Source organism: Fibrella aquatilis (assembly GCF_017353255.1).
In the GTDB taxonomy this organism is placed as follows: Bacteria; Bacteroidota; Bacteroidia; order Cytophagales; family Spirosomataceae; genus Fibrella; species Fibrella aquatilis.
The window spans coordinates 110089-123649 of sequence record NZ_JAFMYU010000009.1 but is presented as its reverse complement, the minus strand read 5'-3'; the positions used below and the strand labels follow the sequence as shown (position 1 = coordinate 123649).

The window sequence follows — 13561 nt, the reverse complement described above, 5'->3', positions numbered from 1 at the left end:
GGCCGTTAGGCCGTCATTTTTTGAACATCAATAAGTGTCGCCATACCGTTTTTGACCTCGACGGCCCGGTCAGCATACTGGGTCAGGCGGGGGTCGTGCGTGACGACGGCCACGGCTTTGCCCGATTTAGCGAGGGCGCGGAGTTCGTTCATTACAGTATCGACGCTGTCTTTATCGAGCGAGGCCGTTGGCTCGTCGCACAGCACCAATTTGGGGTTTGTCACCAACGCCCGCGCAATGGCGATGCGCTGTTGTTGGCCGCCCGATAGCTGCTTGGGAAACTTGCGCCGGTGTTCGGTCATATTCACCTTTTCCAGTGCCTCGGCCACCCGCTTTTTGATCTCACTGCCCGGCACCTTCTGCATTTGCAGCGGATAAGCCACGTTTTCCTCGGCAGTCAGCGGAGCCAACAGGTTGAATTGCTGAAAAACAAACCCAATCAGATTGAGCCGCAAATCCGCTTTCTGGCCCGACGACAGCGTGGCCACATCCTTTCCATCGACCCACACCTGCCCCTCGGTGGGGTCGATCAAACAGCCAATCAGCGAGAGCAACGTGGTCTTGCCCGACCCGCTGGGTCCGATGATGAGCAGCAACTCGGCTTCGTTGATGGTCAGCGTCGTTTTGTTAAGCGCGACGAACTTCCCTGCTGGGCTGTCGTAGATTTTATTGGCTTCGCGGAGTTCAGCGATCATTTGATGGTCAGACTATTACTCGTTATACTGTACGCGCTGAAATAACCCAGTGCCCCACCCGACAGGTTGCTGGTAGGGTTGGCGGGCGTAGCGGCCTGATTGTTGCCGCTACCCAGCACCTGTGCCAATCCGAAAAAATATTCGTATGTCGGCGCGTCGATACACTGCATGTCCACCCGAATCCGGTCGCCGGTTTTGAGGTCGGGGGCGTTAGGGCTGGTTAGGAACAGAGCCTGCCGAGTGCGGATACCGTTGTTGAGCCGGTCGTTGACGGCAAACACATCGCCCTGCTGTTTGTCGTTGACATACATCACCCAGCGGTAGGCATTGCCCGTCGCGATAGGGTCGGTGTAGTTGGCGTAGATTATGTCGCCGAGGGCCTGTGCTTCGTAGGTAAGCGATTCGAGTGGCACCGGCGCGGGCATGGTCGAGGTGGCCTGGTAGGTTGCGCCATTGGCCGTTACCCGGAGCGTATAGGTACGTCCGGCTGTGCCTTTGGTGGTCTTTGTCTGGTAGGTACCGTTGCTCGTGTAGGTCAGCGATTCGGTGGCACCGGTGTTGTCGCTGAGCGTCACGGTAGCATTAGTAATGGCCTCACCCACGCCAGCCTGATAAAAATCGGCAGATTGGGAAACGCGTACCGAATACGGCCCTGCTTCGTTGCTGATGCCGCCTTCGATCACCACGCGCTTGTTTTCACCTTTGAGGTCAAGGGTGATGACTTTTTCGCATGAGGAGAGGGCGAACAGGCTGGCTACTAAAAAGATGCTGTTTTTCATGATCAGAATTTGATGTTGTACGTTACCGACGGCACCCACCGGAAAAGAGTGGTCTGGACGGCTTCGGTGCGGGTGGGGTCGTCGGCGTTGGCGCGGAACGAGATCGTGTAGGGGTTTTCGCGCCCGTAGGCGTTGTAGACCGAGAAGTTCCAGCTTCGCTCGGTGTCGGCGGTACGTCGGCGGTACCAGGTCAGGCTCAGGTCGAGCCGGTGGTAGGCGGGCATTCGCTGGCTGTTGCGGTCGGAATAGAGGCTGATGGCCTGCCCGTTCAGGAAGTACTTGCCCACCGGAAACGTAACGGCGTTGCCGGTGTAGTAGATGAAGTTGCCCGCCAGCAGCAGTTTGTCGCTGAGCTTATATGTACCGACCAGGGCAATGTCGTGGGTGCGGTCCTGCCGGGCGGCAAACCACTCGCCCCGGTTCACGGCATCGAACTGGCGTTCGGTGCGCGAGAGCGTATAGCTGATCCAGCCCGTGAACCGCCCCGCGTTTTTCTTTAACGACAGTTCCAGGCCGTAGGCGCGGCCTTTGCCGTAGATCAAATCGGCTTCGACCTGCTCGTTGACCCGGATTTCGGCCCCGTTGCGGTAGTCGATCTGGTTCTGGAGTTGCTTGTAATAGGTTTCCGCCGAAAACTGAAACTGATTCTCGCCAATCGTGCGGAAATAGCCCACCGACAACTGGTCGGCCAGTTCGGGCTTCACGTTGTTGCTGCTCGGAATCCAGAGGTCGGTGGGGTTACTGGCCGTGCTGTTGCTGAGCAGGTGTAAGTTCTGGGCGTTGCGCTCGTAAGCAAATTTGACCGACGATTGCGGATTAACCACGTAGTTCAGGGCCAGCCGGGGTTGGGCGTTTACGTAAGTGTTGACAAACTGGCCCGACGTGTACTGATACGTTCTGGCGATGCTGCGGTCGGTGTTGAAGTCAAAGTAGGTGCCCGGCCCTAGCGTGGTGAACGCCGATACCCGCAGGCCGTATTTGACCGTAAACTGCTCCGACACCCGGTATTCGTGTGCCCCATAAATGGCCGATTCGAGGGCGTATTTTTCCGTCAGGCTGACCGGGTTGAACCCCGATTCGGTACCGGTGGTGGCCGCGCCGGGCTGGATCGTGTGGTGGATCGCGTTCACACCAAACCGGAACGTACTGCGGTCGTTGGCGTAATACTCGAAGTCTTCTTTGAGGTTCCAGTCCTTGATCCGCGAGTCAATGGTCACCTTCGCGTTGCCCCCACCCAGGCCAATCTGGTAGCGGTAGTTGCTGTAGATAAGCGATGAGTTGAGGAATAACTTGTTGTTAAACACATGGTTCCAGCGAAGGGTGGCCGTGGCGTTGCCCCACTCGATGCCGAACAGATTCCCCACCCCCAGCACGTCGGTGCCGAAATAGCCCGATGCGTAGAGCCAGTTCTTGTCGTTTAGTTTGTAATTGGCCTTCGCGTTAAGGTCGTAGAAAAACAGCTTGCTCTGATTCACGGTCGAGTCCTGTACCCCCTTGAGCAGCAGGTCGGCGTAAGTACGTCGGCCCGACACGATAAACGACCCCCGCGCAGGTTGGCTCTTGTGCGGTCCCAGCGGGCCTTCGACCGTCAGGCGCGAGGCAATCACCCCGATGCCCGCCGTGACGCCGAACTTACGGTTGTTGCCTTCTTTCATCTTGATATCCAGCACCGACGACAGCCGCCCACCGTATTCTGCCGGGATGCCGCCTTTGTAGAGCGTAGCATCTTTGAGCGCGTCGGAGTTGAAGACCGAGAAGAAGCCGAGCAAATGGCTGGCGTTGTAGACCGTTGCTTCGTCGAGCAGGATCAGGTTTTGGTCGGCGGCCCCACCGCGCACAAAGAACCCACTGTTGCCCTCCCCCGCTGACTTCACGCCGGGCAGGAGCTGAATCGTTTTGAGGATGTCTTTCTCGCCAAACAGCACCGGTATCGTGCTGATGGTCTGAATATTGAGCTTTTCAGCCCCGATCTGGTTGCGCGTGATGGGGTCTTCCTCGCGGTCGGCTTTGACCTGCACTTCTTGAAGCGCAATGCCCTCATCGCTGAGTTCAATATCGAGCGTTTGGTTGGCTTGCAGCGTGACGGGCAGCGACTTTTGCGTGTAGCCCACAAACTGCGCCGTGAGCGTATAGGAACCGGGTGGCAGGGTAATCGAGTAGAACCCGTAAGCGTTGGCTGCGGCCCCGGCACTACCCGCTTCACCTTTGGCAAAGGCCGTTGCGCCCAGCAGCGACTCGCCGTTACGGGCATCTTTGATGGTGCCGCTGATGGTGACCTTCGTTTGTGCGGTGGCACACTGAGCCAGCAGACACAGCAATAGAAGCAGCGTTGAGCGGGTAAAAAATGGCTTAAGCGGAACAGACATCTCTGTGTATCGTTGTTGAATGACACAAAGGAAACGGCTGATTTCCAGGCTTAAATTCGGTCAGTCGGGCAAGTGCCTACGCATCGGGCAGTGTGTCGAGATTGAGGTTGTTTTCGTAGAGATTTAATAGCGCGACGGTTTCGCTTTTTGCGCTTAGTTTGTCCAACTATGTACCCATCGTTTGTTTACCATGACCGGCAATCAATTTTTCGAGTACATCAAACAACGTTACGAACGGTATCCGCTGGCGTTTCACCTGCCGGGCTGGGCATTGTATGTGGTGCTACCCTACCAGATTCTGCCGCTGACGCAGGTGTTCAGCCCGCACGAAATCACGGTATTGTTCGGCATCAAAGCCCTAAATGAGGCCCTGATTATTGCGTTTTTCTACCTCAATTACCACATTCTGACCCCCGACGCGCTCCGGCGGGGACAACTCGCCCGACTGCCGCTGGCAGGGCTGGGTATGAGCGCGTTGCTGACGGCGACCAACGCCTTGTATTACCACTACGTCATCGTGGCCGATCTGCCCCGGTTCTCGGCCAAACTCACCCAGGCAGGCCTGACAGTCCCTGGACAGAAAGAATGGCTTGGCACACCAATTCCACTGATTATCACGTCATTGATTTCGCTGCTCCTCCTCACCAGCGTCAGCACCGGATTTGCCATGTATCGCGAACGCACCGAGCGCGAAGCCCGGCATCAGCAGATGGTTATCGAGAAAAAAGAAGCCGAACTGAGCGCGTTGAAGTTGCAAATCAGCCCGCATTTTCTCTTCAATACGCTCAATAACATGCGGTGGCTGGCCCGCCAAAAGTCCGATCAGACCGAAGAAGCCATCATGCGGCTGTCGGATATGCTGCGCTACATGATCTACCAGGCAGATCGCGGCCCGGTAGCTTTGGCGAAAGAAACTGACTACCTAACCGACTACGTTACCCTGCAACAATTGCGACTGGCTCCGCACAACCAACTCGTTTTTGAGACCGACTTGGACGATGACCGAGTACTGATTGAGCCGTTGCTGTTGATCCCGTTTGTGGAAAACGCGGTCAAATATGGCCTACACCACGAGCATGAGTCGGCGGTGGTGATCAGGCTGCGGCTGAAGCAGGGGACGTTGAGGTTTTCGACCCGCAACCACCTGTATGTCAGCAAACCAACGGACGATTCGGGTATCGGCGTTCAGAACGTAAAACGGCGACTGGCGTTGCATTACCCCGACCGGCACACGCTGGCAGTTGGCCCACATGGAGGGGAGTTTTGCGTTGATCTACAGATTGATTTGATAGAACGATGAAACTAACCAGCATCGCCATTGACGATGAACCACCGGGTCTGCACATTCTAGCCGATGATCTGCGGAAAATTCCAACTGTTGACCTGATCGGCACCTTCACTAAGCCCTTCGACGCGTTGGAATTGATCCAGCAGGGCCGGGTTGACCTATTGTTTCTCGACATTCAGATGCCTACGCTGCTCGGCACCGATTTTCTCCGCGCCCTGACCAACCCGCCGATGGTGATTTTCACAACCGCCTACGAGCAGTATGCCATCGAGAGTTATGACCTCAACGTGGTGGACTACCTGCTGAAACCCATCCGGTTCGAGCGGCTGCTGCGGGCCTGCACCAAAGCCTACCAACTGTATCAGCAGACCACCAAACCCGATGCCGACGTACCCACGTTTTTCTTCGTCAAAACCGACTACAAAGACACCAAGATCTACCACCACGACATCCTGTATGTGGAGGGGTTAAAAGACTACGTGAAAATTTACCTCGAATCGCAGCCCGATAAGCCCATCCTGACCCGCCTGAACGTGAAAGCGATGGAAGCCAAATTGGAGTCAGCAGGCCGGTTTTGCCGGGTGCATCAGTCGTTCATTGTGCCGTTGAGACGCATCACCGGAGTCAACAAAACCCAGATTTTATTAGACGGGACAATCCCGATTCCGGTTGGCGAGCGGTATGTCGAGGGGTTTCAGGAACGGTATCGGGCGGGGGCGTGAATGGGGCAAGGCAAACCATATGAATAAGACCATCGTTAACGTACTCAATGCTAAACGAACCAGCCATTTCTCATCACAAACTGCTGCAACTGGTTAACGAGTTGGTGCCGCTCGATGCTGAGAGCCAAACACTGATCCAGTCGTTATTCCGGCCGGTTTTTTTGCCCCGGCATACCCGACTGGTCGAACCGGGTCAGATTGCCCGGCAACTCTATTTTATCAATGCAGGCTACGTTCGGGTATCGACCCTGGAAGATGGCGAAGAGGTGACGACGCATTTGAATTGCCCGCCCGGTTTCATCACCTCGTTTGAAAGCTTTACCCGGCAGGAACCCGCCACAAATTCCGTCGAATGCCTGACCGACAGTGCGTTACTGGCCATTACCCGCCCCGATCTGGATTTGCTCTATGCCCATAGCCATCACCTGACCGAATTTGGGCGGCTTATTTTTGAGCAGTCTATCCGCTACAACGAGCAACGGATCAAGGACTTAATGGTGCTGACGGCAGAACAACGATACCTCAAGCTACTTCGTCAGCATCCCAGTATTATCCAGAATGTTCCGCTCCAGCATATTGCTTCGTTTATCGGTATCAAACCCGAATCGTTGAGCCGCATCCGGCGGCAGATCATTTCCTAACCTACATCAAGAGAAGTCGCCAGGCCGGGTTAGACCTTTGTAGCGTAATCAAACCAATACGCACAATGAATGGGAAACCTGTTTCTTTGATCACGGGGGCCAACGGACACCTCGGCAACAACCTGGTCCGGCACCTGCTCGCGCAGGGCGAAACGGTTCGGGCATCGGTACGAAACCTAAAAAGCCGCGAACCGTTTGCTGGCCTCGACTGCGAACTGGTGCCTGCTGACATCACCGATAAGTCGTCGCTACTGCGGGCAATGCAGGGTGTTACCACGCTCTATGCGGTAGGGGCCGCGTTTAAGTTGTGGGCGAAAGACGAAGAGAAAGAAATCTACGAGGTCAATATGCAGGGAACGCGCAACATCATCGAAGCGGCTGCCGAAGCCGGGGTACGTAAGGTGGTCTATGTCAGTTCGATTGCCGCCCTCAACTACGCAACGCTGCCTTCGAAAGAAAGTTATGGCTTCAATCCCGACCGGCGGAACGCGTATTACAGGTCCAAAAACGATGCCGAGCAACTGGCCCTGGCGTTGGCAAAAGAACACAACCTACGTGTAGTCACGGTGTTACCATCGGCAATGATTGGTTCGGAAGCCTTTACGCTAAGCGAATCATTTGGCATTTTGAAATCCGTTTATGACGGAAACGTGCCAATTGAAACCTCGTTTACGCTCAACTGGATTGATGTCAAAGACGTAGCTGCCGGTTGTTATGCGGCTGCCCAACGCGGAGTCAACGGTCGGCGGTACATTCTGGCGAATGAAAAAAGCATGACCCTGCGCGAAACCACCACCCTGACGATGGAATTATTCCCCGAACGGGGGCTGAAAATTCCACCCGCCGTACCCAAAGCGGTGTTGTATGCTATTGCTTTCATCATGGAGCAGAGTAGCCGGTTTACGGGCAAGCCACCGTTGCTGCGGACCAACTTAGTGTCGATGCTATTCGGTGTGCCGCAGGATTTCGACATCAGCCAGGCCCGGCGCGAGCTGGGGTTTACGCCTAAATCACCGGACCAGGCCGTTCGGGAAGCACTGCTTTACCTGAAAGCCAACTACGCCCGGCTGTCGTAGGCGAAACCAGCGAATGCCGTTATGTCCGTAGCCGGTCACGCACACTGAGCGCATACCTGAAGGACATACCCACGCAAAATAACCGAATGCCATTGCCAACCATCCAGATCAACCCCAGCCGGTGGGCTTCGGTCTCGGACAGGGTCAACTCACCCACAAACAGGCGGAGATTCAGGTTGATAACGATCAAGGCCGTAAGCACCAGGCCCAATGTACCCCACAAGGCGGCCCGGCGCAGGTTGGAGGGGTCGGTCTGCCGGGCCGGATTGCTGGTAAAACACAGCGCAACCAGCACGACAACAGCTACTTGTGTAACCGGTACGTAATAGTGGTATTGAATCACGACCGAATAATAGCGGTTATACGCCTGTAAAACAGAGAGGGAAGCCGCCAGCCAGTTGGGAAGCAGAATAACTTCCTCGTAGAGGTTGCCGAAAAACCAAAGGGCCAGCCCGAAAAGGGCAAAATGCAGCCAACGTAGGGTTGTTATTGTACTGTTCATGCCGCAAACGTACTGTGTTGCGGTAGGCCAACGCTTGCCAAAAGGCAATATCGGTCATAGCTTCTGCCGTTTGCTCTGTCGGCGGCTGGCGTAGCGTCGGAGCCGGCTTAGGGTGTGGGGCGTAATACCCAAAAATTCGGCCACAAATTTGAGCGGAGCCGTTTGCAGCAGTGTGTAGTTCTGGCTAATCCGCTCGTAGCGTACCCCGGCAGATTCGGCCTGAAAAGACAAAATCATCCCGATCAGATTGACGCTGACCTCTTCCCAGAGTTTGCGCCCAAACTCCTGCCAGACGGGTAGGGTCTGATAGAGGTGTTGCATATCGGCGTAGGACAGCGTGATGAGCGACGTATCGGCGAGGGCCTGTACCGAGAGTTGGGTAGGTATCTGCTGGCGAAAACTGCTGAGGTCACAAAATGACTGCCCTTCCACAGCCAGCCAGGCCGTATGCTCCTCGCCATCGGCGGTGATCTGAAACACCCGTAGTCCACCCTGGTCGATAAACACGAACTCCTTGTTAACCTGCCCCGGCTGGAGATACAACTCATTCCTTGCTACCTCGCGCCGGTGCGAACGCGCCTGCACATCAGCCCATTCGGTGGGAGTCAGGGAGGCATAACGTTCTATAAATTTCTGCCAGGACTGCATATAAAACACATCATTTCAATCTGCCAATTCACTGCTTACCCGTTGAGTCCCCACCGCTGTCACCTGCGGCACCTCACTCCTACGACCATCTGCAATGAGGAACGAACCCAGTTAGGAAACGGGTGCGTATCGCTGGGTCAGGTATGTTTCCAACTCCGGCAGTTGAGCAGGTTGACTGCGATAGCCGATAAAGCCATCGGGCCGGAGCAAATACAGGCACTCGTGCCGGGCTCTGTACCGCTTGTGCAGGTTATAGTCGGTATCGGTTAATGTTTCTATGCGGGGCGTTTCCGAGATTAACGTACCGGGAAGCACCACCAGTATGGGGCGAAGAAATGCCCCCCTTTTCTCTTGTAAATCAGTGAGTTGCTGGTAAATTTTGGTTAGTTGGTCGGGGGTGGCGTGTTGACCCGCAAAGACCAGCAGCCGGTGCCGAAAATCGCCCGCAAAGTAGGTCAGTAGCCGTTGGGTAGTGCCGTTAGCAGCCCGCAAGCCGAACGCATCCGGGGCGCGTTCGCCCGGCTTTGGTCCTTTGGCAAAGGCCAGATCGTCGGCGGGGTCGGGGTGAAAAACCCTTTGGCTGATATGCGCCAATCGTTCGCTAGGGGTCAGGGTACGTTCCTGCAAGTAGGGGTTGGGGGCGTAGGCACGGGTGGCCCCCGAGAACAACTCGCGCAGGGTGGGCTGAGCCGCATCGATGCCCGTCACAAGCGACATAAACTGGTTTCGCAAGCCTACAGCGATTGGGTTAGTCCACAGTAGCACCTCCGACATCAGGGCGGTATCTTTCAGCACGTCGGCAATGAGCGGGCCGCGTTCGGCTTGGTAGGTGTCGAGCAGCGAATCGTCGGCCCGGCCTGCTAGCCGGAAGGCTAATTTCCAGCCCAGATTCAACGCATCCTGCATCCCCTCGTTCATGCCCTGCCCACCCATCGGGCTATGAATATGGGCCGCATCGCCCGCCAGAATCACCCGCCCGTGCCGAAACTGGCTCACCATCCGGGTGTTAATTCGGAACGAAGATGTCCACAACGGCGTGTGCAACCGGCAACGAACCCCCTGAGCGTCGGCACTTTGCTGCAAAAAGGCCACAATCTCGTCGGGGCTGGCCTGATCGGGAAATCCGTCGGGCATGAGCGTCGCCATTTTCCAGTTACCGCTGGGTAGCTGACCGAAGAGTAGCACCGGGTCCATAAAAATGTGCAGGTCACCGTCGAGAGGTTGGTCGGTGAAGTCGATAGACACGTCGGCCAACACAAACCGGCTGGGGATTGCCTTGCCGTCAAACTCGGCCTTCAGTTGGTGCCGAATCACGCTCCGACCTCCGTCGCAGGCTACCAGATAGTCGGCCCGGATGGTGTGGGTTTGGCCGTCGGGTTGCTGTACCGTCGCCACTACCCGCGTGTCAGTTTGGTCAAAACCAACAAACGTAAGCGGTCGCTCGACGGAACCACCCAGCTTTTCTAACTGACTGATTAAGAGTTGTTCAACTAAACTCTGTTGCAGAATGATCGGTCCCGAATGCGTTAGGGTTGGTTCTTCCAGACTGATATGGCCGAGCGTGTGTCCCTTGGCGTAGAGCGTGGCGGCTTTCAGCGGACGGGCCATCGCGTAGGCTTCGTCGAGAAAACCGAGTTGTTCAAACAGTTCCTGTGTGCGGACGTGAACGCCTTCGGCCCGCGATTCGACTTCGGGGCGGGGCGGAACCTGGTCGATGATCTTACAGCGAACTCCGTGATGGTGCAACAAATTGGCGAGCGTAAGACCCACAGGCCCGGCTCCAACAATCAATACTTGTGTGGTATCCATTTGGTTTAACTATTTGGTTAATAACTGAGTAAAAAAATGAGCCGCAGATTTTTATGATTAAAAAAGATCACATTTTATCATAACGATCAGCGGCCCATTAAATCACGGCCTTAATGCATGAATCAAAAAATCTGCGGCCTGTTGTTTTCGATCCTCGATAAACTGCGCGAAGGCTGGTTCATTCAGCGTCATAAATCCCTGCAACATCGGTTTCGCCACGAACGGGAAAACGGTCAAGGACAGCAGGTTAGCAAACAACTGTTGCGGATCAACGGGCCGGATCAGCCCCCGGCGGGCCTCGTCGTCAACCTGCCTGGCGAAGGCGGCAAAGAGACCATCGGCGTTTTTATCGCGCAGTTTCTGCCGGACCAGTTCGGGATTCTGGCTGATCTCGTGGAAGATGAATAGCGGGATGACCGGCTCCTGGCTCAACTGCGTAATATCCAGCTCAACCATGCGCCGGATTTTGTCATGCAGCGAACCATCCGACCCCAATACTGTCCAGATGCTGTCCAGAAACTGGCCCATCTTCTCCTCGAAGATGAGGGCAAAAAGTTTGTCTTTGGAGCGGAAATAGTAGTGCAACAGGGCTTTGTTGATGCCGGCTTCGTCGGCGATGTCCTGCATTCTGGCCCCGTCGAATCCGTCGCGCACGAACACGCGCTGGGCAGCTTGCCGGATGCGGGCTTCGGTGGTGTCGGCGGTATCAGGCACAAACTGTATGGTTTAACCGTTTGGTTAATCAACTGATCTACTCCGCTGTTCGTTCCATTGAATGACTTTCTATAAATGCGTTTTAGTTATCGCTCCCAACTGTCATGTTGGGTGAGAAACTCGTTGGTAGCAGGGATAAATGATACTTATCGAAATCCGCGCTACGTTTGCTGAATGTTCGATCAGCTTTGCGACTATATACAATGCCGACACCCGGTTACTGCCGCCGAGTTAGCTGACATTTGCCTGCACTTTACGCCCTGTCAAGCACCGAAAGGTACGCTGTTGGTTTATGAGGGGGCTATTTGCCAGCAGTATCCGTTTGTGAATCAGGGTGCCTTGCGGATGTATTTTGTGGATCGGAACGGCCATGAGCAGACCCGCTATTTTGCGCTGGAAGGCAGCTTTGGCTCGGCCTTAGCCAGTTTTATTTATGAGGAGCCCGCCGTTGAATTTGTCGAAGCCCTCGAACCTGTCTCGTTGCTGCTGATTCGGCGACCTGCGTTTTATCACCTTGTGGATACCGTACCAGCTTTTGCGTTTGTTTACCGGGAGATTCTGGAGCAGGCATACCGGGCTTCGGTGAAACGGATCGGCTCATTCATGGCGATGGATGCCCGCCAACGGTTTGAATGGGTGCTCGCCAACCAACCCCATCTGCTGCAACGGGTATCGGGCCGGATTTTGGCGTCTTATTTAGACATGACCCCGGAGACGTTGAGCCGACTGAAAAAAGAAGTTTGGAATCCTTGATATACATCAAGACTTGAGTTGCCGGATGAGCCGTGTTTTGCAGGAAAAAAGACTTATGCAACTTTCCAACAACACAATTTTTATTACGGGTGGCTCGGTCGGCATTGGCCTGGCCCTGGCAGAATCCTTCCTCAACGCGGGCAACACCGTCATTGTTTGCGGGCGACGGGCCGATAAACTCGCCGAGGCAAAAGCCCGCTTCCCGCAACTGCACACCATCGTGGCCGACCTGGTACAACCGGCAGAACGCGAACGGCTCCTGGAGACCCTACAACGGGATTTTCCGGGGCTGAACGTACTGGTCAACAATGCGGGTATTCAGCGGTTTGTAGATTTAACAAACGGTGATGGTGCATTCAGTGCGGGCTTGAGCGAGATCGAAACCAACCTGATTGCGCCGTTTCACCTAGTCACCCTGTTTGCGCCCCTGCTACAAACACAACCCAGCGCAGCCATCATCAACATCACGTCGGGTCTGGGTTTCACTCCACTGGCTATTTTTCCGGTTTACTGCGCCACCAAAGCGGCCATGCACGCCTTTAGCCTGTCGTTACGGTATCAACTTCGGGCCACGTCGGTGCGGGTTTTCGAGATCATCCCGCCCATCGTCAACACCGAACTCAAGGGCGATGCCACCCCTGACCCTCGCGGTATCCCGGCCAGCGTAGTTGCCGACGAAACCATGAAAGCTATCGCGTTGGATACTTACGAAGTGGCCATCGGCATGGCCGACATGCTTCGGGGCAAGCGCGAAGCCGCTTTCGGAATGATTAACCCGGACTGATTTCCATATATAATTTGATCAAAGGTGACCGAACCTCATACCACAAAAGGATTAGTTGAGCTAGTCGCCCAGCGACTGAAGGCACGATACGGTTACTCTGCTGACCAACCGAATGTGTTTAACACGGACACAACCATCGTTGCCGGGCCAGAGTCGGAGCCGTTGGATGGGTTAATTGAAACGATCCTGTCTCAGCAAAGCCCAATTGTACCCACCCAGCGTATGGCCGATGCCCTGCGGCAGGCCTTTCCGAACTGGAATCAGGCCTTGCTTGCCGGGCCGGACGTCATTCAGGTAGTGCTGGCTGGCGCACGGGGTAACCTGACCAAGGCGAAGGCCGGTTATATTCATCGGGTGCTGGGACGGTTACTGGCCGAGCGGGGTGATCTGTCACTCAACTTCTTACGAACTTATTCGGCGGCAGATGCCCGGCAATGGCTACTGACGTTGCCGGGCGTTGGGCCAAAAACAGCGAGTTGTGTACTGCTCTTCAACCTGCAACTCCCGGCCATGCCAGTTGACACACACGTTCTGCGGATTGCGCTACGGTTACGGCTCGTGGCTGAAAACACAAAACCCTCTGACGTAGAAACCTGGTTTGAACAACAGCTACCCCAACAATGGGAATCTCACTATGAATTTCATCTGAACGCAATCGTTCATGGACAAACCACCTGCAAAGCACAGCACCCTAAGTGTGCTGACTGTGTGCTGAATGACTGTTGCCCAAGTTCAAATTTGTCAGGCTAATAATGTAGCAATAGTATCAGAAAGAAGGTAGTTG

General features: G+C 55.2%; 14 protein-coding genes. 7 read left to right on the top strand and 7 right to left on the bottom strand.

Going from position 1 to position 13561, the window contains the following annotated elements; translation table 11 throughout:
* Positions 1–5 precede the first annotated feature (5 nt).
* From J2I48_RS13165 to J2I48_RS13155, 3 genes are read right to left on the bottom strand one after another with little or no spacing between them, the layout of a single operon-like run.
* Positions 6–695, bottom strand: a complete 690-nt coding sequence (locus tag J2I48_RS13165; protein WP_207335921.1) for an ABC transporter ATP-binding protein — start codon at positions 693–695, stop codon at positions 6–8.
* Complete coding sequence (locus tag J2I48_RS13160) at positions 692–1474, bottom strand: DUF4249 domain-containing protein (protein WP_207335920.1); 783 nt, start codon at positions 1472–1474, stop codon at positions 692–694. The genes J2I48_RS13165 and J2I48_RS13160 overlap by 4 nt, the downstream gene beginning before the upstream one ends.
* A gap of 2 nt (positions 1475–1476) precedes the next feature.
* The gene (locus J2I48_RS13155; RefSeq protein WP_207335919.1) at positions 1477–3840 is read right to left on the bottom strand and encodes a TonB-dependent receptor; all 2364 of its coding nucleotides are present in this window, start codon (positions 3838–3840) and stop codon (positions 1477–1479) included.
* 190 nt (positions 3841–4030) lie between these two features.
* Between J2I48_RS13155 and J2I48_RS13150 the strand changes: the two genes are divergently transcribed.
* From J2I48_RS13150 to J2I48_RS13135, 4 genes are all read left to right on the top strand, one after another.
* Complete coding sequence (locus J2I48_RS13150; protein WP_207335918.1) at positions 4031–5140, top strand: sensor histidine kinase; 1110 nt, start codon at positions 4031–4033, stop codon at positions 5138–5140.
* Positions 5137–5850, top strand: a complete 714-nt coding sequence (locus tag J2I48_RS13145; protein ID WP_207335917.1) for a LytR/AlgR family response regulator transcription factor — start codon at positions 5137–5139, stop codon at positions 5848–5850. The genes J2I48_RS13150 and J2I48_RS13145 overlap by 4 nt, the downstream gene beginning before the upstream one ends.
* 47 nt (positions 5851–5897) lie before the next feature.
* Positions 5898–6491, top strand: coding sequence for a Crp/Fnr family transcriptional regulator (locus J2I48_RS13140; RefSeq protein WP_207335916.1), 594 nt, complete (start codon positions 5898–5900; stop codon positions 6489–6491).
* Positions 6492–6556: 65 nt separating this feature from the next.
* A complete protein-coding gene (locus tag J2I48_RS13135; RefSeq protein ID WP_207335915.1) occupies positions 6557–7567 on the top strand; it encodes an NAD-dependent epimerase/dehydratase family protein in 1011 nt (336 codons plus the stop codon).
* Positions 7568–7586: 19 nt separating this feature from the next.
* Here the strand turns inward: J2I48_RS13135 and J2I48_RS13130 are convergent, their stop codons facing one another.
* The 4 genes from J2I48_RS13130 to J2I48_RS13115 all read right to left on the bottom strand — a co-directional run bounded on the left by J2I48_RS13130 (position 7587) and on the right by J2I48_RS13115 (position 11240).
* Complete coding sequence (locus J2I48_RS13130) at positions 7587–8069, bottom strand: hypothetical protein (RefSeq protein WP_207335914.1); 483 nt, start codon at positions 8067–8069, stop codon at positions 7587–7589.
* A gap of 54 nt (positions 8070–8123) precedes the next feature.
* The gene (locus J2I48_RS13125; RefSeq protein WP_207335913.1) at positions 8124–8717 is read right to left on the bottom strand and encodes a Crp/Fnr family transcriptional regulator; all 594 of its coding nucleotides are present in this window, start codon (positions 8715–8717) and stop codon (positions 8124–8126) included.
* Between the two features lie 111 nt (positions 8718–8828).
* Positions 8829–10526 (bottom strand): FAD-dependent monooxygenase, encoded by a 1698-nt coding sequence (locus J2I48_RS13120; protein WP_207335912.1) that lies wholly within the window; start codon positions 10524–10526, stop codon positions 8829–8831.
* Between the two features lie 102 nt (positions 10527–10628).
* Positions 10629–11240 carry a TetR/AcrR family transcriptional regulator gene (locus J2I48_RS13115; protein ID WP_207335911.1) on the bottom strand — a complete coding sequence of 204 codons (612 nt, stop codon included), beginning with the start codon at positions 11238–11240 and terminating at the stop codon, positions 10629–10631.
* A gap of 174 nt (positions 11241–11414) precedes the next feature.
* Between J2I48_RS13115 and J2I48_RS13110 the strand changes: the two genes are divergently transcribed.
* The 3 genes from J2I48_RS13110 (at position 11415) to J2I48_RS13100 (ending at position 13527) form a co-directional block, all read left to right on the top strand.
* Positions 11415–11993, top strand: coding sequence for a Crp/Fnr family transcriptional regulator (locus tag J2I48_RS13110; RefSeq protein WP_207335910.1), 579 nt, complete (start codon positions 11415–11417; stop codon positions 11991–11993).
* A gap of 55 nt (positions 11994–12048) precedes the next feature.
* Positions 12049–12777 carry an SDR family oxidoreductase gene (locus J2I48_RS13105; protein WP_207335909.1) on the top strand — a complete coding sequence of 243 codons (729 nt, stop codon included), beginning with the start codon at positions 12049–12051 and terminating at the stop codon, positions 12775–12777.
* A 114-nt stretch (positions 12778–12891) separates the two neighbouring features.
* Complete coding sequence (locus J2I48_RS13100) at positions 12892–13527, top strand: endonuclease III domain-containing protein (RefSeq protein WP_207335908.1); 636 nt, start codon at positions 12892–12894, stop codon at positions 13525–13527.
* Positions 13528–13561: the final 34 nt, after the last annotated feature.

Coding starts and splice junctions, on each gene's coding strand:
- J2I48_RS13165 (WP_207335921.1), bottom strand. CDS start 695: ATGATCGCTGAACTCCGCGAAGCCAATAAAATCTACGACAGCCCAGCA.
- J2I48_RS13160 (WP_207335920.1), bottom strand. CDS start 1,474: ATGAAAAACAGCATCTTTTTAGTAGCCAGCCTGTTCGCCCTCTCCTCA.
- J2I48_RS13155 (WP_207335919.1), bottom strand. CDS start 3,840: ATGTCTGTTCCGCTTAAGCCATTTTTTACCCGCTCAACGCTGCTTCTA.
- J2I48_RS13150 (WP_207335918.1), top strand. CDS start 4,031: ATGACCGGCAATCAATTTTTCGAGTACATCAAACAACGTTACGAACGG.
- J2I48_RS13145 (WP_207335917.1), top strand. CDS start 5,137: ATGAAACTAACCAGCATCGCCATTGACGATGAACCACCGGGTCTGCAC.
- J2I48_RS13140 (WP_207335916.1), top strand. CDS start 5,898: ATGCTAAACGAACCAGCCATTTCTCATCACAAACTGCTGCAACTGGTT.
- J2I48_RS13135 (WP_207335915.1), top strand. CDS start 6,557: ATGAATGGGAAACCTGTTTCTTTGATCACGGGGGCCAACGGACACCTC.
- J2I48_RS13130 (WP_207335914.1), bottom strand. CDS start 8,069: ATGAACAGTACAATAACAACCCTACGTTGGCTGCATTTTGCCCTTTTC.
- J2I48_RS13125 (WP_207335913.1), bottom strand. CDS start 8,717: ATGCAGTCCTGGCAGAAATTTATAGAACGTTATGCCTCCCTGACTCCC.
- J2I48_RS13120 (WP_207335912.1), bottom strand. CDS start 10,526: ATGGATACCACACAAGTATTGATTGTTGGAGCCGGGCCTGTGGGTCTT.
- J2I48_RS13110 (WP_207335910.1), top strand. CDS start 11,415: ATGTTCGATCAGCTTTGCGACTATATACAATGCCGACACCCGGTTACT.
- J2I48_RS13105 (WP_207335909.1), top strand. CDS start 12,049: ATGCAACTTTCCAACAACACAATTTTTATTACGGGTGGCTCGGTCGGC.